This is a genomic window from Acidovorax sp. NPDC077693, assembly GCF_044542805.1.
In the GTDB taxonomy this organism is placed as follows: Bacteria; Pseudomonadota; Gammaproteobacteria; order Burkholderiales; family Burkholderiaceae_C; genus Acidovorax.
Window position 1 is genome coordinate 208925 of the sequence record NZ_JBITVD010000012.1, and the last position, 20655, is coordinate 229579.

General features: G+C 67.9%; 18 protein-coding genes. 9 read left to right on the forward strand and 9 right to left on the reverse strand.

The genetic code is table 11. The features are described 5' to 3' along the window. Positions 1-301: 301 nt before the first annotated feature. Entirely contained in the window at positions 302-814 is a 513-nt protein-coding gene (locus ACIGHN_RS18465; protein WP_396505486.1) for a DUF3592 domain-containing protein, read from the forward strand. A gap of 95 nt (positions 815-909) precedes the next feature. On the opposite strand, the gene ACIGHN_RS18470 is transcribed toward ACIGHN_RS18465, so the two are convergent. Together ACIGHN_RS18470 and ACIGHN_RS18475 are read right to left on the reverse strand one after the other, a co-directional pair. Then, entirely contained in the window at positions 910-3831 is a 2922-nt protein-coding gene (locus ACIGHN_RS18470) for a DEAD/DEAH box helicase (protein WP_396505487.1), read from the reverse strand. Positions 3832-3978: 147 nt separating this feature from the next. Beyond that, on the reverse strand, positions 3979-4917 hold the full coding sequence (locus tag ACIGHN_RS18475) for a helix-turn-helix transcriptional regulator (protein WP_396505488.1): 939 nt from the start codon (positions 4915-4917) through the stop codon (positions 3979-3981). 148 nt (positions 4918-5065) lie between these two features. Here ACIGHN_RS18475 and ACIGHN_RS18480 point away from each other — a divergent pair, with 148 nt between their 5' ends. The 3 genes from ACIGHN_RS18480 to ACIGHN_RS18490 all read left to right on the forward strand — a co-directional run bounded on the left by ACIGHN_RS18480 (position 5066) and on the right by ACIGHN_RS18490 (position 8574). Continuing rightward, positions 5066-5542 carry a DUF3237 domain-containing protein gene (locus ACIGHN_RS18480; RefSeq protein WP_056169004.1) on the forward strand — a complete coding sequence of 159 codons (477 nt, stop codon included), beginning with the start codon at positions 5066-5068 and terminating at the stop codon, positions 5540-5542. An 87-nt stretch (positions 5543-5629) separates the two neighbouring features. Continuing rightward, entirely contained in the window at positions 5630-6652 is a 1023-nt protein-coding gene (locus ACIGHN_RS18485; RefSeq protein ID WP_396505489.1) for a Bug family tripartite tricarboxylate transporter substrate binding protein, read from the forward strand. Between the two features lie 209 nt (positions 6653-6861). Continuing rightward, positions 6862-8574 (forward strand): DUF6351 family protein, encoded by a 1713-nt coding sequence (locus ACIGHN_RS18490; RefSeq protein ID WP_396505490.1) that lies wholly within the window; start codon positions 6862-6864, stop codon positions 8572-8574. Positions 8575-8592: 18 nt separating this feature from the next. Here the strand turns inward: ACIGHN_RS18490 and ACIGHN_RS18495 are convergent, their stop codons facing one another. The 3 genes from ACIGHN_RS18495 to ACIGHN_RS18505 form a co-directional block, all read right to left on the reverse strand. Continuing rightward, positions 8593-9105 (reverse strand): hypothetical protein, encoded by a 513-nt coding sequence (locus ACIGHN_RS18495; RefSeq protein WP_056421344.1) that lies wholly within the window; start codon positions 9103-9105, stop codon positions 8593-8595. Positions 9106-9203: 98 nt separating this feature from the next. Next, positions 9204-9455, reverse strand: a complete 252-nt coding sequence (locus ACIGHN_RS18500; RefSeq protein WP_396505491.1) for a GlsB/YeaQ/YmgE family stress response membrane protein — start codon at positions 9453-9455, stop codon at positions 9204-9206. A gap of 152 nt (positions 9456-9607) precedes the next feature. Further along, a complete protein-coding gene (locus tag ACIGHN_RS18505; RefSeq protein ID WP_396505492.1) occupies positions 9608-10276 on the reverse strand; it encodes an adenylate/guanylate cyclase domain-containing protein in 669 nt (222 codons plus the stop codon). 104 nt (positions 10277-10380) lie between these two features. Here ACIGHN_RS18505 and ACIGHN_RS18510 point away from each other — a divergent pair, with 104 nt between their 5' ends. Next, the gene (locus tag ACIGHN_RS18510; protein WP_396505493.1) at positions 10381-10770 is read left to right on the forward strand and encodes a hypothetical protein; all 390 of its coding nucleotides are present in this window, start codon (positions 10381-10383) and stop codon (positions 10768-10770) included. A gap of 56 nt (positions 10771-10826) precedes the next feature. Here the strand turns inward: ACIGHN_RS18510 and ACIGHN_RS18515 are convergent, their stop codons facing one another. Continuing rightward, entirely contained in the window at positions 10827-11396 is a 570-nt protein-coding gene (locus ACIGHN_RS18515; protein ID WP_396505494.1) for a C40 family peptidase, read from the reverse strand. Positions 11397-11623: 227 nt separating this feature from the next. Here ACIGHN_RS18515 and ACIGHN_RS18520 point away from each other — a divergent pair, with 227 nt between their 5' ends. Next, entirely contained in the window at positions 11624-12775 is a 1152-nt protein-coding gene (locus ACIGHN_RS18520) for a PQQ-dependent sugar dehydrogenase (RefSeq protein ID WP_396505495.1), read from the forward strand. Between the two features lie 89 nt (positions 12776-12864). Next, positions 12865-13467: an isochorismatase family protein gene (locus ACIGHN_RS18525; protein WP_396505496.1), complete on the forward strand. Its 603-nt coding sequence runs from the start codon at positions 12865-12867 to the stop codon at positions 13465-13467. 251 nt (positions 13468-13718) lie between these two features. On the opposite strand, the gene ACIGHN_RS18530 is transcribed toward ACIGHN_RS18525, so the two are convergent. Continuing rightward, positions 13719-14540: a helix-turn-helix domain-containing protein gene (locus ACIGHN_RS18530; protein WP_396505497.1), complete on the reverse strand. Its 822-nt coding sequence runs from the start codon at positions 14538-14540 to the stop codon at positions 13719-13721. Positions 14541-14652: 112 nt separating this feature from the next. Between ACIGHN_RS18530 and ACIGHN_RS18535 the strand changes: the two genes are divergently transcribed. After that, entirely contained in the window at positions 14653-15114 is a 462-nt protein-coding gene (locus ACIGHN_RS18535; RefSeq protein WP_396505498.1) for a nuclear transport factor 2 family protein, read from the forward strand. Between the two features lie 15 nt (positions 15115-15129). On the opposite strand, the gene ACIGHN_RS18540 is transcribed toward ACIGHN_RS18535, so the two are convergent. Continuing rightward, entirely contained in the window at positions 15130-16323 is a 1194-nt protein-coding gene (locus ACIGHN_RS18540) for an ATP-binding protein (protein WP_396505499.1), read from the reverse strand. A 260-nt stretch (positions 16324-16583) separates the two neighbouring features. Next, a complete protein-coding gene (gene chrA / locus ACIGHN_RS18545) occupies positions 16584-17957 on the reverse strand; it encodes a chromate efflux transporter (protein ID WP_396505500.1) in 1374 nt (457 codons plus the stop codon). A 465-nt stretch (positions 17958-18422) separates the two neighbouring features. On the opposite strand from chrA, the gene ACIGHN_RS18550 reads away from it, so the two are divergent. Further along, entirely contained in the window at positions 18423-20402 is a 1980-nt protein-coding gene (locus tag ACIGHN_RS18550; protein ID WP_396505501.1) for a propionate--CoA ligase, read from the forward strand. Positions 20403-20655 lie beyond the last annotated feature (253 nt).

Genomic DNA, 20655 nt, shown 5'->3' on the forward strand with positions numbered 1-20655 from the left:
CATTCCTACCGTCCACAGCCTGTCACACGCTGCGTGCGACATCACCGCGTACTTCCCTGGAACAGTTCTCACCCATGCCACCTCGTAGCGCGTTTGTCCCCCTTGTTGTTTCCACTGCCACCGCGCCGCCTGAAGCACCGGGTCGTGCCGACCCGAGCGCCTGGACGGCTGCGCCGCTGGCCGCAGTGCGCGGCGATGCTGTTCGGGTCGGCGCATAGTGGGCAAGTCCAGCACGCGCAAACGGCAGCGCCTACGTGACACACCGCCCGGTGGCGCCAACGTGCGCGCTGTCGGTTCAGGAGTGTGGTCGCAGGTTGCGCTGGCGGTGGCCGCTCTGATGCTGCTGGCCACCAGCCTGGGCTTGCTGTTGTTCGGCGTGGGCCCCACGGTGGTGGACTGGTCTCGCATGCGCCACTGGCAAGCAGTGCCTGCGCAGGTGGAGTCTGCGCGGTTGCACCAGGGTGGCACGGCGCGTGGCGGCTCCTACTACCAGGCCCTGGTGCGCCATCGCTATGTGGTGAATGGCACGCCTTACATCGGCCAGCGCGCGGTGATCGACACCGCTGGCGACGGCGGGCGCGGCTTTCACGAGCAACTGGTGGCGCAGTGGCAGGCCGCGCAGCGCACGGGGGCGCCGATACAGGTGTGGGTCAACCCTGACAAACCGGCGGAATCGGTGGCGGACCGCAGCCTGCGCGTGGGTTCGCTGCTGTGGGATTTGGTGACGGTGGTGTTCGCGGGTGCCGGCGGGCTGCTGTTGCTGCGCTTGTCGGTCAGCACGATCCGGCGAGAGCGCAGGTTGCTAAAGCCATAGACCGACTGGCGCGGCGTGCTGCGGTGCGTTGTGGAGTGTGATGCTATTTATTTGATAGCTGGCAGCGCTTTCCTATCAAACGGCAGAGGCACTTTTTACTCGTTTTCTGGTGGCTGCAGCGGCCTGGGCCGGCGCTTGCCCGTGCCGCCCCACCGCCGCGCATCCTCACCCGGAATGGCCAGCGGGTTGTTGGCCGGCTCGGCCAGCGGCGCCAGCAGTGCCGTCAGGTCGGCCTGGCTGAATTTCACCGCGCCGGCTTCGTCATACCCCAGCACGCCTTCGGCCAGGGCCGCCTTGCGGGCCTGCAGCTCCAGCATGCGCTCTTCGATACTGCCTTCCACCACCAGCTTGTAGACGAACACCGGCTGGTCCTGCCCGATGCGGTGGGCCCGGGCGGTGGCCTGTTCTTCCACGGCAGGGTTCCACCAGGGGTCGAAGTGGATGACGGTGTCTGCCGCGGTGAGGTTCAGGCCCGTGCCGCCGGCCTTGAGGCTGACCAGCAGGATGGGCGCACTCGCCGCGTCCTGGGCCTGAAAGCGCTGGACCACGGCGCCGCGCTGCCCGGGCGGCGTCTGGCCGGTGAGGGTGGCGTAGGGCAGGGCCAGCGCATCCAGACGTTCGGCGGCCAGCATCAGCAGTTCGGTGAACTGGGAGAACACCAGCACGCGGCGGCCTTCATCGACCAGCGCGGGCAGCATGTCGGCCAGCAGGTCGAGCTTGGCGCGTTCGGTGCCGGGGTGGACGGTGGCGCCTTTGACCAGGTGCGGGTCGCAGCACACCTGGCGCAGCTTCAGCAGCGCATCCAGGATGGTGATCTGCGAGCCTTCGAAGCTCTGGCGCTCCAGCGCGCGGCGCACCTGCTTGTCGGCCGTGGTGCGCACGGCTTCGTATAGCTCGCGCTGTTTGCCCTGCAGTTGCACGCGCTGGATGACCTCGGTGCGCGGCGGCAGCTCGGTGGCCACGTCCTGCTTGCGCCGGCGCAGGATGAAGGGCCGCACGCGCTGGGCCAGCAACTGGGCGCGCAGGGTTTCGCCGTTCTCCTCGATGGGTTTGCGCCAGCGGGCGTTGAAGCTGCGCACATCGCCCAGAAAGCCGGGCATCAGAAAGTCGAACTGCGCCCACAGTTCGCCCAGGTGGTTTTCCAGCGGGGTGCCCGTCAGGCACAGCAGGTGCGGCGCCTGCAGCTTGCGCAGCGCCCGGGCGCTGCGGCTGCCGGCGTTCTTGACCATCTGGGCTTCGTCCAGGATGAGCAGATGAAACGGCTCGGCCGCGAGGGCATCGACGTCGCGCCAGAGCAAGGGATAGGTGGTCAGCACCAGGTCGTGCTGCGCGATTTGCAGGAACCGCCGGCGCCGGTCAGGCCCGTGCAGGCTCAGCACGCGCAGGCTGGGCGCCATGCGCGCGGCTTCGGCCTGCCAGTTGAAGAGCAGCGACGTGGGCACCACCACCAGGGCGGGGCGGACGAGTCGGCCGGCATCTTTTTCGGCCAGCACATGGGCCAGGGCTTGCGCCGTCTTGCCCAGCCCCATGTCGTCCGCCAGGATGCCGCCCAGGCCCTGGGCCCGCAGGTACTGCAGCCACGCCAGGCCTTCGAGCTGGTAGGGGCGCAGCTGTATCTGCAGCCCGGCGGGGGCGTCCACGGGCTGCGGCGCACCGATGCGGCGCAGCCGCCGGGCCAGGTGCGCCAGGCCCAGGTCGCCCTGCAGTTGCCAGCTGTTGTCCCACCCGTTGACCATGCCCACGCGGTGCGCCTGCACCAGCCCCGCGCGCAGCGCCTCGATGCGGCGTGTCTCCCAGGCGCCCAGGCGCAGCGGGTCGCAGTCCTGCAGTTGTTTGCGCGTGGGGTCGGTGAGCAGGTCCACCATGGCGCCCACGATGGCCTTGAGCGGGCCGGCGGGCGAGTCGATGCGCCGCCCGCCCGGGGCTCGCAGCGAGATGACGGCGATGTCGTCGATGGCCGCCATCTGGCGGGCGTTGAGCCAGCGCACATCGCGGCGCAGCAGGTCGGCCAGCATGGGCGCCAGGTCCAGCATGACGCCGTCGATCTCGATCCCCAGGCTCAGCAGCCAGGCGCCTTCGCGTTCGGGCAGGTGCAGCTTTTGCACCGGGCGCTCGCGTGGGCCCAGCGGGCCGTCGACTTCCCGGGCCAGCAGCTCGCCGGTATCCGGCGCGATGACGAGCTTCCAGCGCTGCACGGGCACGCTTTCGTGTGCGAAGCCGGGGCGCACCACCACGCTCCAGCCGTCGGCGCGCAGCTGCGGGATCTGGTCGGCCCAGAAGTCGCCGAAGTGCGCCTCCTGCGGCAGGGTCCACACGGGGCCCAGCGTGGCGGCGGCTTCGCGGTGGCGCCATTGCAGGTGCTTGGGGTCCACGGGCACCAAGCCCAGGTCCCACACCCGGTCCATGGCGTCGGCCTCGGCCGCCAGGCTGCGCTGCATGCGCACCACGGGGCCGCCGGTGTCATACAGGTCCTGCACGGGGGCGGGGCGGGCGTTGAGCACCGAGGTGGGCGCGGCGGTCTCCCAGCGGGCCCCGCTGTCGGTGCGGTAGGTCCAGTCGATCTGCGCCAGGGTCACGTTCTCGCCACGCGGGCCCAGTTTGCCCTGGGGCGCCATGCCCAGCAGTCCGTCGCCCCGGCCCAGTGTCATGAGGGTGATGCGCGGACGAAGGCGCCCCAGCACCAGGCCCGATGATGGCGGGGTGGGCGGGGACGGGGCGGTGGCCGCGGTTGCGGATGGAGGGGCATCGTCCACGGTCCCCTCGCGCAGCAGTGCCATCACGCGCGCGGCCTCGGCGTCGGTCAGCGGGGCCAGTGCCTGCAGCGTGGCGGCATCGGCGTCGGTCAGCGGGGCCAGTGCCTGCAGCGTGGCGGCATCGGCGTCGGTCAGCGGGGCCAGTGCCTGCAGCGTGGCGGCATCGGCGCGCTGGCGCAGCGCGCGGGCCCAGGCGGCGATCAGGGCGTCGCGGTTGGAGCGGGGCGGTTCGGGGTGGGCGGCGTCTGGGCCTGCGGCGGGCATAGGCCGCCGATTGTGCCGTGCCGTGCAGTGTGGCCTCAGGCCGGGCGCGCGGTGATGCCTGCTGGCGTGGGGGCGGGTCTCTGGTCCTGCCGGTTCATCGTAGAGGTGCAGGCCATCGGCGTGCGACCACCGCGCCGGTGGGGCGCTTCAGCCGCCCAGCACCCGCGCGAACAGCTCGTTGCGAAAGTGGATGCCCAGGCGCGCGAAGGCGCGGTTGCGGTAGGTCTTGACGGTGGGCACGCTCAGGCCCAGGTCGCTCGCGATGCCCTCGTGCGTCATGCCCTGCAGCAGCCGGGCGCAGACATCGAGCTCGCGGTCGGTCAGCTCGGCCTGCAGCCGCATCAGGCGCATGCGCAGCGCTGGCAGCGCGTCTGCAGCCAGCGGACCGAGCGGCGCGTCGGCCGCCAGCAGGGCCGGGGCGGCGTGCGGGCCGGGCTGATCGTGCCCAGGGGCCAGCGGGCTGCCGCCCGGCCCCTCCAGCCACAGCAGGGGCGGGGAGGGCGCGCAGCCGTGCGACAGCAGGATGTGTTTGCGGGTGAGCGCCAGCAGCACCGGTGCGACGGACTCGAAGGCGGCGATCTGGCGGTCGCTGAACGCGCGCTGGTGCTGGTGGCGGTAGAAGTTGACGGCGAACACCGAGCCATCGCTTTCGTATTCGACCACCGATACGCGCTCGGCCACGCCATGGGCCTCGTACACACGGGCGCGGTGCTCGCCCTCGACCTCGGTGGCGGTCACATGGCACAGGCGGGTTTCGGGCTGGGCGAACGGCGCCTCGTCGAACGAGCGTCCCCAGGTGCGGTCGCTGCGGTACGGGCCCGACAGGTACGCCCACCAGCAGTCCTGCGTGGTGTCCGGTACGCCCCGGCTGGCCGACATGAAGAGCGTGGGCTTGCAGCGGTGGCCCGTGCGGTACACCGACCATGACGCCGCAGGCAGCACCGGCTCCAGGTCCTGCAGCAGGCCCGGTGCAAAGCCGTTGTCGCCCAGGCGGTGCACCATGCCGGCGAGCGTCTGGCTCGCGGCACTGTGCAGCACCTGCCGGCCGGGCGCTGTCTGCGAGGAAGGGGGGAGCCACTGCCGCATGGGAAAGTCTGAATGGGGGAGGTGATGCTGCCGGAAATCGGGAAGTGTGCGTCAAAACCGCCGGGCCAGCCGCCGCCGGACAGTCGGGTTATCCCGTCATCCTCTGGGATGACAGGCATGCTTGGCAACGGGACTTACGCTAGGGCCCATGTCTGACCTCATCCCCTTGCCCGACCCGCAATTCCGATTTTTTGCCGACCTGCGCGTGGAGGTCGGCACCCCGCAGGAGGTGGGCCACACCGTGCACGGGCTGCGCCGGCTGATCCCCATCCTGGGCGGCAGTGCCACCGGCGACGGCTGGAGCGCCCGGGTGCTGCCCGGTGGTGCGGATTTTCAGCTCATTGTGAACGACCGGCTGTCGGAGCTGGACGCCCGCTATGTGCTGGAGACCGATGGCGGCGATCTCATCTATGTGCAAAACCGGGCGGTGCGCTCCGGCCCGGCCGAGCTGATCGCCCGCCTGGTGCGCGGCGAGCCGGTGGACCCGGCGCAGATCTATTTCCGCTGCAGCCCGAGCTTCGAGACCGCGTCCCCGGCGCTGGCCTGGATCGCCGAGCGCATGTTCGTCGGCACCGGCGCGCGCTACCCGGACGCCGTGGCGATGCGCTTTTTCGAGCTGCGGTAGCCGGCGGCTGTCCGTGTCCAACCCGCCCACCGTTTGCCTTTGCGTTTTTTGACCCTGACCGACCCACAAGAATTTCTGGAGACAACCATGAAGACCACCGCCCAGCCTCGTTCCTCCCTGACCACCACACCCCGCCGCGCCCTCGTGGCCGCCGCCCTGCTGGCCGGGCTCATGCCCTGGGCCGGCGCCCATGCGCAGGGTGCCGCCACCTACCCGAACAAGCCGGTGCGCATCATCGTGGGCTTTCCGGCCGGCACCGGGCCGGACATCGTGGCGCGCCTGCTGGCGCAAAAGCTGTCCGAAGGCTGGGGCAATGCCGGCGTGATCGTGGACAACAAGCCCGGCGCCGGCGGCCTGATCGCCGCCAGCGAAGCGGCGCGCGCCGCGCCCGACGGCTACACGCTGATGCTGGGCGAAACGGGCCAGCTCAGCATCGCCCCCAGCAGCTACAACAAGCTGCCCTACGACCCGGCCAAGGACTTCACGGCCGTGAGCCAGGTGGTCACCTCCGACTTCGTGCTGCTGGTCAACCCGCAAAAGGTGCCGGCGCGCAACGTGAAGGAGTTCGTCGACTGGACCAAGCAGCAAAAGGGCCTGTTCCTCGCCACCTTCGGAGCGGGCACGCCCGGGCACTTTGGCGCCTTCATGTTCGGCGATGCGGTCAAGCTCAAGCCCGAGCCGGTGCACTACAAGAACACGGCCGATGCATTGGGCGGCCTTTTCAGCGGCGACGTGCAGGGCGTGTTCGCCAGCGTGGGCCTGGCCGCCCCCAACGTGAAGGCCGGCAAGCTGGCCGCGCTGGGCACCACGGGCGCCACCCGCACCAACACGCTGCCGGACGTACCCACCATCAAGGAGCAGGGCTACGCCAACCTGGAGTTCTCGTCGTGGTTCGGCATCGTGGCGCCGGCCAAGACGCCGCCGGAGATCATTGCCAAGCTCAATGCCGACATCGTCAAGGCGGTGCAGTCGCCCGAAGGCAAGGCCAAGATGGAAGAGGCCGGCTTTCGTGTGACGGGCACCAGCCAGCAGGACTTTGCCCGCACCATCGCGGCCGACACCGTGACCTGGGGCAAGGCTGTGGCGGCCACGGGCTTCAAGGCCGACTGAATGCGCTGCTGACGGCGCGTTTTCAGTGGCTGAGCAGCTGAGCAGCTCATCTGCTCATCAGCTCATCAGCTCAGTTGCCGCCCGGTGGGTGGCGCTCAGCGCCACCTTCCATCACGTCCAGAGACCTGCGCGTGCGAACGCAGGCGGGCGGGAGCCTGGGCGCAGCACCCAAACCATCACCACCACGACAACTTGAGGAGACACACGCCATGCCTTTTGTCCATGTCTTTCGGGCCCAGCCACCCGCTGCGAACACCGCGCGCCGTTCATCCCGGCTGCGCCGCCAGGTCGTCCCGGCAGCGCTGGCCATGCCCTTGCTGATGGCCGCCTGCGGCGGCGGCAACGGCGATGCGTCGGCGCAGCAGGCCACGCCGGCTGCTGCTTGCGCCGAGCTGCCCATCAAGGCCGGCTTGGCCGCCACCTCGCTCACCACCAGCTACGTGGCCGCAGACACCAAGCGCCCCGGCGGTGCCAGCACCGGCAGCTTTTTGCCGGGCCACTGCGTGGTCACCGGCGCCATCAACCCCCGCGTGGGCGTGGATGGCAAGAACTACGCCATCGGTTTTCAGCTGAGCATGCCGGACAACTGGAACGGGCGCTTCCTGTTCATCGGCGGTGGCGGCAACGACGGCATCCTGCGCGACACCTCGCTCAGCTCCAGCATTTCGGTAGGCACGCCGTCGCCACTGGGCCAGGGGTTCGCGGTGGTGTCCACCGATGCGGGCCACAGCGGCACGTCGGCCAGCTTCGGCGCCGACCCGCAGGCCCGCATCGACCATGCCTACAACTCCTACGACAAGACGGCCGTGGCCGCCAAGTCGCTGATCGCCACGCGCTACGGACGCAAGCCCGACCACTCGTACTTTTCGGGCTGCTCCGGCGGCGGGCGGCAGGGCATGATGTTCTCGCAGCGGTTCCCGGACTATTTCGACGCCATCACCGCAGGCGCGCCGGCCATGCGGGTCTCAAGCGGCGCGACGGTGGCAGCGATGTGGAACACCATCCAGTTCAACGCCATCGCCCCGCAGGACGGCGCAGGCAAGCGCATCCTGTCGCAAGCATTCAGCAATGCAGACCTGAACCTGGTGGCCAACGGCGTCAAAGCGTCGTGCGACGCCGCGGACGGTGTGGCCGACGGACTGGTGAGCAACGTCAAGGCCTGCCAGTTCGACCCGGCCGTGCTGCAGTGCAGCGGCGCCAAGGGTGCCGACTGCCTGAGCAGCGCCCAGGTAGGTGCGCTCAAGAGCGTGTTCGCTGGCCCGCGCAACTCGGCAGGCCAGGCGCTGTATGCCGGCCAGCCGTGGGACCCGGGCCTGGCCGCCCCCGGCTGGCGCGCCTGGACGCTGGGCAGCTCCACCACTGCCACACCGGATGCGCGCTACATCACGCTGATGGTGGACGCCCTGGTCAACGAGTTCTTCACCCCGCCGGACCTCACGTTCAACCCGCTGACGTTCAACTTCGACACCGACCCGGCCCGCATGGAGACGTACTCGGCCATCTATGACACCTACCGGGACGACAAGCTCGCGGCCTTCAAGCAGCGCGGCGGCAAGATGCTGTTCATCCACGGCATGTCCGACCCGATCTTCTCGGCGAAGGACACCATGGACTACTACGAACGCCTGGCGGCCAACAACGGCGGCATCGCAGCGACAAAGGGTTTTGCGCGCACCTTCCTGGTCCCGGGCATGAACCATTGCTCCGGTGGCCCCGCCACGGACAATTTCGATTCGATCCAGGCCATGGTGGACTGGGTGGAGAAGGGCGTGGCGCCGGAGACCATCGCGGCCAAGGCCTTGCCCACCAACACCGACATGCCCAACCGCATCCGTCCGCTGTGTGCCTACCCCCAATTCGCCAAGTACAAGGGGTCGGGCAATGTGGAGGATGCGAGCAGCTTCGTCTGCGCGGCGGAGTAAGGCTGGCGCCCGCGCGGGCTATTTGCGGCGGGGGGTGGCCGCGGGGGCGGGCAACTGCAGGTCTGCCTCCTGCACCACCCGCACGCAGTCGCGCAGGTGCTGCTCGCCTAGGTAGCGCAGCGTGGCGTAGCCGATGCCCGCGGCCACTGCCTGGCCTGCCAGCGGCACGTATTTGGCGGCCTGCTTGGTCGTCAGGCGCACGCCCACGCTCTGGGTGGCGCGCAGCACCAGCTCGCGCGTGACCAGTTTGCCGATCAGCACCGACCCCACCAGGCTCACGGCCTTCTGGACCTGTTCACGTTTGTGCGGGTCCAGCTGGTCGATCTGCTGGGCAGAAAGGCCGAACTCGGTGTTGATCTGCGGCAGCAGGCGCGAGAGCAGGGCGGCGTCCACCGCCCAGTCCAGCCCCGGAATCGGCATGGCACTGGCCGCTGCCGCCACCAGGGCGCGGCGGTGGAGCAGCTTGCGGCTGCGCTGGACCGCCGCCTGGAGTGCCGGGTTGCCGGCGGCCATCTGGAAGGAAGTGGGCATGGTGTGGTGCGTGTGTTGGGCGCCGCGCAGATGCTGCCGGACGCCGTCAAATGTTAAGTGGAGCCGGGCGCTGAGCGATTGCAATGGCATGCGCGCTGTCAGGGCTTGCTGCGGACGAGCCCGAACAGGGCCAGCAGCACCATGGCGCCGATCACCGAGGCGATCCAGCCGGCCGCTTCGCCATGCTGGTACCACCCCATGGCCAGGCCCAGGTAGGTGGCCAGGAAGGCCCCGGCAACGCCCAGCAGTGCCGTCATGATCCACCCCAAATGGTCCTTGCCGGGCTTGAAGGCGCGTGCCAGCAACCCGACGACCAGACCGACCAATAAAGTGCCTATGAGAGCCATCATGATCATTCCCTTTTTGTTATGAACGGTTGTCTGGGAATTTAGGGACAGCATGGCCCGGCACCTGTCGGACAAGATGCCCTGTGCCAGTCCCCGCGGGGTCACGGTGGCTGGCGTAACCGGCGCTGGGCAGAGCGTGCTGGCTCAGCCGTGCGTCATTGCTCGCCGCCCAGAGGCCGCTCGTACAGGCAGCGCTCGAAGCGGCGGGATGAGAGGGTCACGCCAGAGATCTCGTGCTGGCTGGCTGCAAAGGCGTAGCGCTCCGCCGGCAAGGCCGCATGGGCCGCCTCGGTCAGCAGGATCTCGCTCGGGCCGGCGATGTCCTCACCCAGCTTGCAGGCGCAGTTCATCTCCGGGCCGAAGAGGTCTTCATGGGCGATGACCAGGGTAGGCCCATAGCCGATGCCCGCGCTGACCGCAAGGGCGCGCTCAGGCGGCAGGACGGCATTCATCGCCTCGAGCGCGCGCAGCGTGTCCAGGGCCGCTTCCAGCGCGTGTTCGGCGCTGGAGAACACCGCGAAGAGGTTGTCGGCCTCCTGCTTGATCACTTGGCCCCCGTTACCCTCGATGGCAGGCCGTGCGGCCTGCTCCATCTGGTGGATCATGGCCAGGAAATGGATGATTCCGTGGCGGGCGGTGATGCGCGAGAAGCCGCACATGTCCAGCACCAGAATCGCCACGTCGCGCACGAAGGCCGCCTGGATGGCGGCATCCACCTCGCGCACGTCCTGGGGTTGCTGGTTGCGCTGCGACAGCAGGCGGTGCAGGTATTTCTTGTCATGCGGCATGTCTGCGGCCAGGGGCAAGGGGGCTGGGGAGTTCATGGCGGGGCTGTGGGAGGTGTCCCACATGGTAGCGCGGCAGGTGCTGGCGGCAATGGCTGCCTGCCCGGCCTACATTGACTGGCATGCACAGCAAAAGGAAGGCCATGACCACCATCTTCAAGACCCGATCTTTGCCTCTGGTGTTTGTTGCCGCGCTGGCCCTGGGCGCCGCGGTGATTGCGCCCAGCACGGCGCTGGCACAAAGCGGCGACGATGCCTCGTTGGCACGTGGCGCAGTGCCGGACACCACACGGCAGCAGCACTATCAAACCGCTATCCGCGAAGCGGGCGGCGGTTTGAAGGTGAGCCTGGAAGAGTGCCGCAGCATGGGCGCTGCGGACCGCAAGAGCTGCGAGTCCCAGGCACGCGCCCGCTATCAGGCGGACATGGCCAAGGCCAAAGCCATCTTGCGGGGTGATCCGTCAGCGGGACCGGTGAATGTGGTGGGCGGGCCGATCCGCAGTACGGAAACGACGTACCAGATCAAGCCGTAGGGCGTGGGAGCCAGTGTGGTGCACGGTAACGAACAAATGCCCGGCTGCACGCGGATTCATTTGGCCGAGGCGACGTCCTTGTCGGTGGCGACGCGGCGCGCGCCATTGAAGCGGCGGGCCCAGTACGTGACACCCATGTCTTCGACGCGGACTTCGCTGCCGCTGCGGGGTGAGTGGATGAATTTGTTGTCGCCCACGTAAATGCCCACGTGGCTGAAATTGCGGCGCGTGGTGTTGAAGAACACCAAGTCGCCGGGTTGCAGGTCTTTTTTGTCGATGACCTGGGTGGCCGCAGCCTGCTGGTCGGCACGGCGCGGCAGCAAAAGGCCTACCGTTTGTTCGTACATGGCGCGCACGAAGCCGCTGCAGTCAAAACCGGTTTCAGCGCTGTTGCCGCCACGCTTGTAGGGCACACCGAGGAAACCCATGGCGTGGATGGCCAGGTTGGAGGCGTTGTCCGCCACCGTGTGGGCCTTGTCTGCGACACGCTGACTGACGTCTTCAAGCCGCGTGAGCAGGCCTTTGTCCGCAATGAAGCGGTCCATCTCGTCAGAGTTGGCCCCTTGGGGCGCCGCCTGGGCGGAGGTGGCGCAGGCCACCAGGAGGATGCAAAGCCATCTGGACATGGGGACGGAGGGTAACACGTACGCTTAGTGATGAGAAATAATCAACCCTGCAAGCTGTTGATTTGGTTCATGTAAATCAAACTTTCCCCTGTAGGAGCGTGCATTCGCGCGTGGTGCTCGGCTGCGCACGCCCGGCTTAAAGTCCGACTGAAATTTGTGGTTATTTGTAACATTTGCCCGATGATGGGCACATGGTGAAGTTGACAGCATTCAAGGAGCGTCGCGGGATGGATCGCAATCGACATGGGCTGGCAGCGCTCGCTGCAAAGGCGTGTGCAGCTATTTTTTTGATAGCGGGTGGCGTGGGAAGCGCGGGCGCGCAGGCCAGCGGCCCTGCCGTGACGCTCACCCCGGTAGCCACCGGCCTGTTCAATCCCTGGGCGGTGGCCTTCTTGCCCGACGGGCAATTTCTGGTGACGGAGCGGCCAGGCCGCATGCGTGTCGTGCAGGCGACAGGGCAGGTCGGTCCGGCGCTTGCGGGTGTGCCTCTGGTTGCGGCCGGCGGGCAGGGTGGGTTGCTGGATGTGGTCACCGACGCGAACTTTGCGCGCAACCGCCGCATCTTCTTTTGCTTCTCGGAACCGGCGGCCGCGGGCGCATCCGGCAACAGCACGGCGCTGGCGCGTGCGACGCTGTCGGCCGACGCGCGCAGTCTGCAGGACGTGAAAGTGATCTTCAGCCAGCGGCCCAAGGTGGACAGCGCTTTGCACTTCGGCTGCCGCATCGTGCAGGCGGCCGACGGCAACCTGTTTCTGGCGCTGGGCGAGCGCTACCAGCGCAAGGACGACGCGCAAAAGCTCGACAACCACCACGGCAAGATCGTGCGCATCACGCCCGACGGCGCGGTGCCGGCCGACAACCCTTTCCGCCAGCGCCAGGGGGCCTTGCCCGAGATCTGGAGCTACGGGCATCGCAACCCGCAAGGGGCCGCGCTGGCGCCCGATGGAAGCTTGTGGATGCACGAGCACGGACCCCAGGGGGGTGATGAGATCAACGTGCCGCAACCGGGCCGCAACTACGGCTGGCCGGTCATCACCTACGGCGAGAACTACGGCGGCGGCAAGATGGGCGAGGGCACGGCCAAGGCCGGCATGGAGCAGCCGCTGCACTACTGGGTGCCTTCCATTGCGCCGTCGGGCATGGCGTTTCTGACCAGCACGCGCTATGGCGACGCCTGGAAGGGCAGCCTCTTTGTCGGCTCGCTCAAGTTCGGCACGCTGCACCGGCTGGAGGTGGCGCAGGGCAAGGTGCAGCGCGAAGAAAAGCTGCTGCAAGGCAATGGTGAGCGCATCCGCGACGTGCGCCAGGGACCCGACGGCCTGCTTTACCTGCTGACCGACAGCCCGCAGGGCCGGCTGTTGCGCCTGCAGCCATCCTGATCCCCGGGGCGGTTGGCGCCCCCGGCCTGGCAGGGCTGCGACAATGCGGCCATCTTCCGAGAACCGGCCACTCCGAATGGCCCACACCCATGCTGCTTGACGCCACAGAATCCCAACTCGTCCTGGTCGACTACCAGGAACGCCTGATGCCTGCCATTTCCGAGGGCCCCGCCGTGCTGGCCAACGCCCGCCTTCTGGCACAGATCGCGGCGATGCTGGACGTTCCCGTGTGGGGCACCGAGCAAAACCCATCGCGCCTGGGCGCCAACGACCCCGCGCTGCGCGCCCTGTGCCAGAAGACGCTGGCCAAGATGAATTTCAGTGCCACCGAAGAAGGCCTGGGCGAGTGGCTGCGTCCGCCCGCCCGGCCCCAGGGCGGCAACGCACGCAGCCTGCCCAAGCACCTGCAAAAGCCCGCCCAGCAGGCGCCCGAGCGCGGCACCATTGTCATCGCGGGCTGCGAAGCGCATGTGTGCCTGCTGCAGACGGCGTTGCAACTCATCGAGGACGAGTTCGACGTCTGGGTGGTGACCGATGCCTGCGGCTCCCGCACCGAGCGCAACCGCGACGCGGCCTTCGACCGGCTGGCAGGCGCCGGTGCCGAACTGGTGACGACCGAGATGGTGGCTTTCGAGTGGCTGGGCAGCTGCGAACACCCGGCCTTCAAGGACGTGCTGGCGCTCATCAAGTAGTCCGCGCAGTCGTTGAGGGGGAGGGCGCCGCACCAAGCCAAGGGGCGGCAGTGCTCGGCGCCGAGGGCTGTGCAAAGCGCACTGCCTGTTCGTGACATTTGGCAGTTGCGTTTCCATGTTGTCCCTAGGGACCATCACCGCTTTGTCATGTCGAGTTGTTTTCTGCCCTCGCGCTTGATGGTCGGGCGCGTCCAGCTACTGAAAATATAGCAAATGGCAGTTGCAAACCACAGACTGCGAATGGCCGACTGCTAACCCAGTTCGCGCTCCAGCGCCTCTCGGGTGCTGGCGTCCGCCGGCAGCAGGTGGTCGATGCGCAGTGAATCCAGCGTCACGTCCATCGGCGAGCCCAGCGTGGTGTAGGCCGACATGAAGCTGAGTACACCCGCACCAGACTGCAGTTGAAGCAGCAGCACCGGCGATTGGGGCGGGGGCGCCACCGCCAGGGTGGCGGCTGCCCGGTGTCTGGCCGAAGGCATGGCCTGCAGACGCGCGGCCAGGGCCGGATTGAAAGGTGCTTCCGCTTCGGCGCGTTGCCGCACGGCCTGCGCCACACGCGGTGCGTCGATCAGCCAGCGCTGCAGGCCGTCGGGCCGCAGCAAGAGGTCGAGCAAATTCAGGGGCTCGCCCGGTGTCGCAGGGCCCGGCACAAAGCCGATGAGCCGCATCAGCGCTGGTACGGCAGCGTTGGTCTCCAGCAGGTTCCATTGGGCATCCAGCAGCATCGCGGGCGCTGGCTCGTGGGCCTTCAGCAGGCGGCGCAGGGCATCTCGCACCTGCAGCAGCGCCTGGGCGCCCCAGTCGCTGCGCGGGTAGTGGGGGGCGAAGCCCGCGGCCATCAGGGCCTGGTTGCGTTCTGCAAGCGGTACCCCCAGCGCATCCAACAGCGCCAGCAGCATGGCCTGGCTCGGCTGGGCCTTGCCGGTTTCCAGGCAGCTCAGGTGCCGCTGCGACACGCCCGTGTGCAGGGCCAGCGCCAATTGGCTGTGCCCCCGGCGCATGCGAAGCGCCCGCAGCAGCGGGCCGATGCGGGGCGGCGGGTGGCCGGTGGGGGAGGGGTCGGCAAAAGACATGGCGACGGATGGTGGCACAAGTCGGCCGGGGTTCTATGACCTCTGAGGTGATTGCGCCGATGACGCGCCGACCTGAGCATGCGGGCTTCTTTCCAACTTATGAAGACCCGCCATGCAAGAACCTTCTTCTCCCCCGTCCTGCGACACCCCCGCGCACGCCGACGCAGCCCGTACCCTGGCCGCGTGGCGCGCCCTGTTCGCTGCGGGTGACTTTGCTGCGATGCCCGGCCTGCTGCACCCGGACGTGGTGCTGCGGTCGCCGCTGGACGACCAGCCGCTGTGCGGCGCGGCCGCCGTGGGCATGGTGCTGGGGCTCGCGTTCAGCCTGTATGGCCGCTTTGCCTATGGCAACGCGTTGTGGAGCGATAACGGCCAGGAACTCGCCTTGAGCTTCGACGGCGACCTGGGGCCGCATGCCGTGAGGGGCATCGACCGCCTGCAGTTCGATGCGCAGGGCCGCGTCATTGCCGTGGAGGTTTTCATCAGGCCGCTGCCCGCGCTGGCCTGGCTGGCGCAAGCGGTGCAGCAGCGCATGGCCCAGGCCGGTGCGCCTGCGGGTAGCGTGGCGGCTTGACGTGAAGGTCAGCGGTCAGCGGCCGGCGCTCGACGGCCAGCGCATCGCAAACCGGGTTCCGGCAGATGCATCCGAGCTGGCGCTGAGCGTGCCGCCATGTGCCGACGCGATCAGCTGGCAGATGTGCAGCCCCAGGCCCAAGCTGGTGTCCTCGCACAGGGCGCTGTCGCGGGTGTAGGCGGCAAAAATGCAGTCGATGCGGTCCGGGGCGATGGTGTTGCCCCAGTTGGTCACGGCCACCGTGGCTTCGCCGTCCTGTACGGTGCCCTGCACCACGATCTGCGAGTCCGCAGCACTGTAGGTCACGGCGTTCCCGAGCAGGTTGGACACCAGTTGCTGAAGCCGCGCCGGATCGCACCACACCGGGCCGCCCATCTGAAGGTCCGAGCGGATGTCCCGGGTGGGGTGGATGTCCCTGATCTCCTGCACCGCATGTTCGAGGATGGCGTCGAGGTCCTGGCAGGCCGACATGCGGATGGGCATGGCTGAGCCCGCCCTCCCGCGCGCAAAGTCCACGAGGTCGTCGACCAGCCCCGTCATGCGGGCGGCACTGCTGCGCAGGCGCCTTCCGATGCGGCCCATGGCGGCATCGGGGCTGCGCGTCAGGAGCTCGCTGGCCACGTGCATGGTCGCCAGGGGGTTGCGAAGGTCGTGCGCCACCACCGCCAGAAACTGCTCGCGCGAAAAGCCTGCGGCTTTTTCCTCGTTCAGTGCCTGCAAGGTGGCGCCGTGCGCGAAGCTCTCGTCCAGCAGCCGCCCGATCAGCGCGGCCATGCCTTCCAGCATGCCGATATTGCGTTCGTTGTTGACGACCACCGGGTCGGGGTCGAGCACGCACAGCGAGCCGAAGTAGCTGCCGTCCGCCAGGTGGATGGCCGCCGACATGTGGCTTCGAAACCCGTACAGCTGTGGCGCCGGGTGCTTGCAGTAGAGGGGATCGGCGTCCGCATCGTCGAACACGACCGTCTGAGGCTCGCCCAGTTGCGCCTTGCAGATGGTGGTGTTCACATCCAGCTCGTCGCCAGGCACCAGGCCGAATCCGCCGTCGTCCAGGACCGCGCAGGTGATCCACCGGTCCGGCGTCACCCGTGCCAGACCGACGAAACGCATGCCGGTCTGGTCGCGCAGCAGTTTCAAGATCGCCGGAATGCCGGGGATCTTGGCGACCACTTCCAGTTGTTTGCCAATGTCTTCGATATGCAGCGCCATCGCTCTCGGCTCCTGTGGCCATCTACCACATCGGTAGAAAATTTGATCTGTCTGCTGCCGCTGCCCGTGGGCAATGACAGCCGCCAGCCAAGGGGTGGCTGCGGGGTATACCCGCATTATCGAGCAGACTGTGTATGTCAAAAGACGCAGTGCCTCAGGCCGCGCTACCGGGCCAGCAGGCGGGTACAACGCCTGTCACCTGGCCGCATCGAGACCGTAACTCGGCTGCATTGCCCGGCTCGATTTCCCGGCTCCATGGCTCAGGCGAACCACGGCCTGAGCAGCACCACTGCCAGCCCGGCCGCACCACACGCACCCAGCAGGGTCAGCACACCGGTCTTGAAGCGGAACAGCGCCACGCCGGCCACCACCGCGATCACGGCAGAGAAGGCATCGAACCGGCCGGCGAAGCCCTGGGGCCACAGCAGGTGGTAGGCAAAGAACAGCGCCAGGTTCAGGATCACCCCCACCACCGCAGCCGTGATGGCCGAGAGCGGCGCGGTGAACCCCAGCTTGCCGTGCGTGGCCTCCACCACCGGGCCACCCGCCAGGATGAAGATGAAGGACGGCAGAAAGGTCACGAACGTCACCACTACCGCGCCGGCAGCGGCGCCAGCGAACAGTGCGTCGGGGCCCCACACTTGCTGCAGCCAGGCGCCCACGAATCCCACGAAAGCCACGACCATGATCAGCGGGCCCGGGGTGGTCTCCCCCAGCGCCAGCCCGTCCATCATCTGCGGGCCGCTGAGCCACTGGTAATGCTCCACTGCGCCCTGGTACACATACGGCAGCACCGCATAGGCACCGCCAAAGGTCAGCATGGCCGCCTTGGTGAAGAACCAGCCCATCTGGGTGAGCATGCCGTGCCACCCCTGCGTGGCCACCAGCAGCGCCATCGCGCCGAGCCACAGCGCCAGGCCTGCCCCGAGTACCAGCGCCAAGTGGCGGCGCGAAAACCGCGCATGCACGGGTGTGGGCGTGTCGTCGTCAATGAGCGCCGGGCCATAGCTCGTGCGCGCAGCGGCATGCCCGCCCCCCAGCGCGAACACCCCTGGCCAGCGCTGTGCACCCAGATAGCCGACCACCCCCGCGGCCAGCACAATGGCCGGAAAGGGCGCGTCGACAGCGAAGATTGCAACGAACGACGCTGCGGCGATGCCCCACATCCAGCGGTTCTTGAGCGCCCGCGTGCCGATGCGGTGCGCCGCATGCAGCACCAGCGCCGTCACGGCGGGCTTGATACCGTAGAAGATGCCCGCCACCACCGGCACGTCGCCAAAGCGCAGGTACACCCAGGACAGACCGATCAGGATGAACAGCGACGGCAGCACGAACAGCGCGCCTGCCACGATGCCGCCCCAGGTGCGGTGCAGCAACCAGCCGATGTACGTGGCCAACTGCTGGGCCTCGGGGCCGGGCAGCAGCATGCAGTAGTTGAGGGCGTGCAGAAACCGCGTTTCGCTGATCCAGCGGCGGCGCTCCACCAGCTCGGCATGCATGATCGCGATCTGCCCGGCAGGCCCGCCGAAGCTGATGAAGCCGAGCTTGAGCCAGAACCGGAAGGCCTCGGCAAAGCTGACAGGGGCAGGGCGCTCTGGGGCGGAGGCTTCTGCGGCGATGGGAGGTGGGCTCATGGTGGTGCGCCGACGAAGAGGTCGGGGTGGGGCGGGTCGGGTGCGGTGGTGCTGGCTGGCTGGCTGGCTGGCCGGGCGGGCACGGCCCCTGTGACTGTAGGGGAGGTGATGGCCGCGAGGCATGTTTTCATTCCAACTATCTACATGCACGCGGTGCAAGGGTGCTAGCGCCACACATGCCCCACCGAACTGCACGCCATGGCGTACAGCGCGCAGCCTGCGCAGAGGCCTATGCAGCACAAGAGCTGGGCGACAGGCCACAGGCCATTCGGAACGCAAGTGGCTTCTGTCGGCAGCGCACCTGAGCCCGCCCCCAAGGGGCCGATCGCAAGCTTTCCGCAGACGCGGGCCCAGAGGCACCTTGACTATCCCAGCGTCAGTTTGCCGCAAGCCCGTCATGAATAATTATGAATTCAAAACCAGCCATCAGGCGGGCACACCGAGATGCCGAGGAGACACACCACCATGAGCCGCTACACCGACTTCTACCGCCAATCCATCGACCATCGCGACGCTTTTTGGAGTGAACAGGCGCAACTGATCGACTGGCAGACCCCGCCGCAGCAGGTGTGCGACTACAGCAACCCTCCATTTGCCAAGTGGTTCGTGGGCGGCACCACCAACCTGTGCCACAACGCGGTGGACCGCCACCTTGCCGAGCGGGCCACCCAGCCTGCGCTGGTGGCGATCTCCACCGAAACCGACACCGAGCGCAGCTACACATTTGCCGAGCTGCACGCCGAGGTGCAGCGCATGGCAGCGGTACTGCAGACGCTGGGCGTGAAGAAGGGCGACCGCGTGCTCATCTACATGCCCATGATCGCGGAGGCCGCGTTCGCCATGCTGGCGTGCGCGCGCATCGGCGCACTGCATTCGGTGGTGTTCGGCGGCTTTGCCTCGGGGTCGCTGGCCTCGCGCATCGAAGATGCCGAACCCGTGGCGGTGGTCAGTGCCGATGCCGGGTCGCGCGGCGGCAAGGTGGTGCCATACAAACCGCTGCTGGACGAGGCCATCGCGCTGTCGAAGCACAAACCCGCTGCCGTGCTGATGGTGAACCGGGGCCTGGCCCCCATGCACCTGCAGCCCGGTCGTGACCATGACTGGACGGCCCTGCGCGCCCAGCACCTGGGCACGGCCGTGCCCTGCGAATGGGTGGACGCCACGCACCCCAGCTACACCCTGTACACCAGCGGCACCACCGGCAAGCCCAAGGGCGTGCAGCGCGACACGGGTGGGTACGCAGTGGCACTGGCCGCGAGCATGAAGCACATCTTCGATGCCAAGGCGGGGGATGAGGTTCTCACCGCCGGGCCGCCCCAAGGTGACAACGCGGCGCCCTTGGGGGGCAGCGACCCGCGCGAGCGGCGGAGCGTGGGAGTCTTTTTCGCGACCAGCGACATCGGCTGGGTGGTGGGGCACAGCTACATCGTCTATGGCCCGCTCATCGCCGGCATGACCACCATCATGTACGAGGGCCTGCCCACGCGGCCCGACGCGGGCGTGTGGTGGAGCATCGTCGAGAAGTACCAGGTCACGCACATGTTCTCGGCCCCCACGGCGGTGCGGGTGCTCAAGAAACAGGACCCGGCCTATATGGCCCGGTACAACGTCAAAAGCCTCAAGGCCCTGTGGCTGGCCGGCGAGCCGCTGGATGAGCCCACGGCGCAGTGGATCAGCGATGCCCTGCAGGTGCCCATTATCGACAACTACTGGCAGACCGAGACCGGCTGGCCCATCCTGACCCTGGCCAACGGCGTGGAGCCGCAGACCACCCGTTTCGGCAGCCCGGGCAAGGCGATGTATGGCTACGACGTGAAGCTCATCGACGAGTCCACGGGCCAGGAGCTGACGGGGCCCAACCAGAAAGGCGTGGTCGCCATCGAAGGCCCCTTGCCCCCCGGCTGCATGCAGACCGTGTGGCGCGACGACGCGCGTTTCGTCAATACCTACTGGAAGAGCATCCCGGGCCGGCTGATCTACAGCACCTTCGACTGGGGCATTCGGGACGCCGACGGCTACCACTTCATCCTGGGCCGTACGGATGACGTGATCAACGTGGCGGGGCACCGCCTGGGTACGCGGGAGATCGAGGAGAGCATTTCTGCGCACCCCAACATCGCGGAGGTGGCGGTGGTGGGCATTGCCGATGCACTCAAGGGGCAGGTGGCGATCGCTTTTGCAGTGCCGCGGGATGCGTCCGGGTTGGTCGACGACGCTGCGCGGCTGAGGCTGGAGGGCGAGGTGATGAAGCAGGTGGACGGCCAACTGGGCGCGGTGGCGCGGCCGGCGCGCGTGTATTTTGTGACGGTGCTGCCCAAGACGCGCAGTGGCAAGTTGCTGCGGCGGGCGTTGCAGGCGGTGGCGGAGCGGAGGGACCCGGGGGATTTGACGACGATGGAGGATCCGGCGGCGTTGCAGCAGGTGAGGGCGTTGGTGGGGGAGTGAGGGGCTGATTGCCTTGGCCTTGGCCTGTTTCTTTTCAGCCGTTCGGGCTGAGCTTGGTGAAGCCTGTGCCTATAAGTCGCCCTCTGTCCGTTGGGGTTGAGCTTGTCGAAACCGGGGCGCTGCTCGCGAACTCGCTGATGAGGCGGCGTGCCTGGTTGAGGGCGGGAGCCGGGGTGCGCGCCCGGCGGCGCGGTAACTTTCTCTTGGTTCGCCAAGAGAAAGTCACCAAAGAGAAGGCGACCCCAAGTCTGCG

Bases quoted from the DNA above. Each gene is read 5' to 3' on its own strand.
- ACIGHN_RS18470 (WP_396505487.1), bottom strand. From the start codon at position 3,831: ATGCCCGCCGCAGGCCCAGACGCCGCCCACCCCGAACCGCCCCGCTCC.
- ACIGHN_RS18475 (WP_396505488.1), bottom strand. From the start codon at position 4,917: ATGCGGCAGTGGCTCCCCCCTTCCTCGCAGACAGCGCCCGGCCGGCAG.
- ACIGHN_RS18480 (WP_056169004.1), top strand. From the start codon at position 5,066: ATGTCTGACCTCATCCCCTTGCCCGACCCGCAATTCCGATTTTTTGCC.
- ACIGHN_RS18485 (WP_396505489.1), top strand. From the start codon at position 5,630: ATGAAGACCACCGCCCAGCCTCGTTCCTCCCTGACCACCACACCCCGC.
- ACIGHN_RS18490 (WP_396505490.1), top strand. From the start codon at position 6,862: ATGCCTTTTGTCCATGTCTTTCGGGCCCAGCCACCCGCTGCGAACACC.
- ACIGHN_RS18495 (WP_056421344.1), bottom strand. From the start codon at position 9,105: ATGCCCACTTCCTTCCAGATGGCCGCCGGCAACCCGGCACTCCAGGCG.
- ACIGHN_RS18500 (WP_396505491.1), bottom strand. From the start codon at position 9,455: ATGATGGCTCTCATAGGCACTTTATTGGTCGGTCTGGTCGTCGGGTTG.
- ACIGHN_RS18505 (WP_396505492.1), bottom strand. From the start codon at position 10,276: ATGAACTCCCCAGCCCCCTTGCCCCTGGCCGCAGACATGCCGCATGAC.
- ACIGHN_RS18510 (WP_396505493.1), top strand. From the start codon at position 10,381: ATGACCACCATCTTCAAGACCCGATCTTTGCCTCTGGTGTTTGTTGCC.
- ACIGHN_RS18515 (WP_396505494.1), bottom strand. From the start codon at position 11,396: ATGTCCAGATGGCTTTGCATCCTCCTGGTGGCCTGCGCCACCTCCGCC.
- ACIGHN_RS18520 (WP_396505495.1), top strand. From the start codon at position 11,624: ATGGATCGCAATCGACATGGGCTGGCAGCGCTCGCTGCAAAGGCGTGT.
- ACIGHN_RS18525 (WP_396505496.1), top strand. From the start codon at position 12,865: ATGCTGCTTGACGCCACAGAATCCCAACTCGTCCTGGTCGACTACCAG.
- ACIGHN_RS18530 (WP_396505497.1), bottom strand. From the start codon at position 14,540: ATGTCTTTTGCCGACCCCTCCCCCACCGGCCACCCGCCGCCCCGCATC.
- ACIGHN_RS18535 (WP_396505498.1), top strand. From the start codon at position 14,653: ATGCAAGAACCTTCTTCTCCCCCGTCCTGCGACACCCCCGCGCACGCC.
- ACIGHN_RS18540 (WP_396505499.1), bottom strand. From the start codon at position 16,323: ATGGCGCTGCATATCGAAGACATTGGCAAACAACTGGAAGTGGTCGCC.
- chrA (WP_396505500.1), bottom strand. From the start codon at position 17,957: ATGAGCCCACCTCCCATCGCCGCAGAAGCCTCCGCCCCAGAGCGCCCT.
- ACIGHN_RS18550 (WP_396505501.1), top strand. From the start codon at position 18,423: ATGAGCCGCTACACCGACTTCTACCGCCAATCCATCGACCATCGCGAC.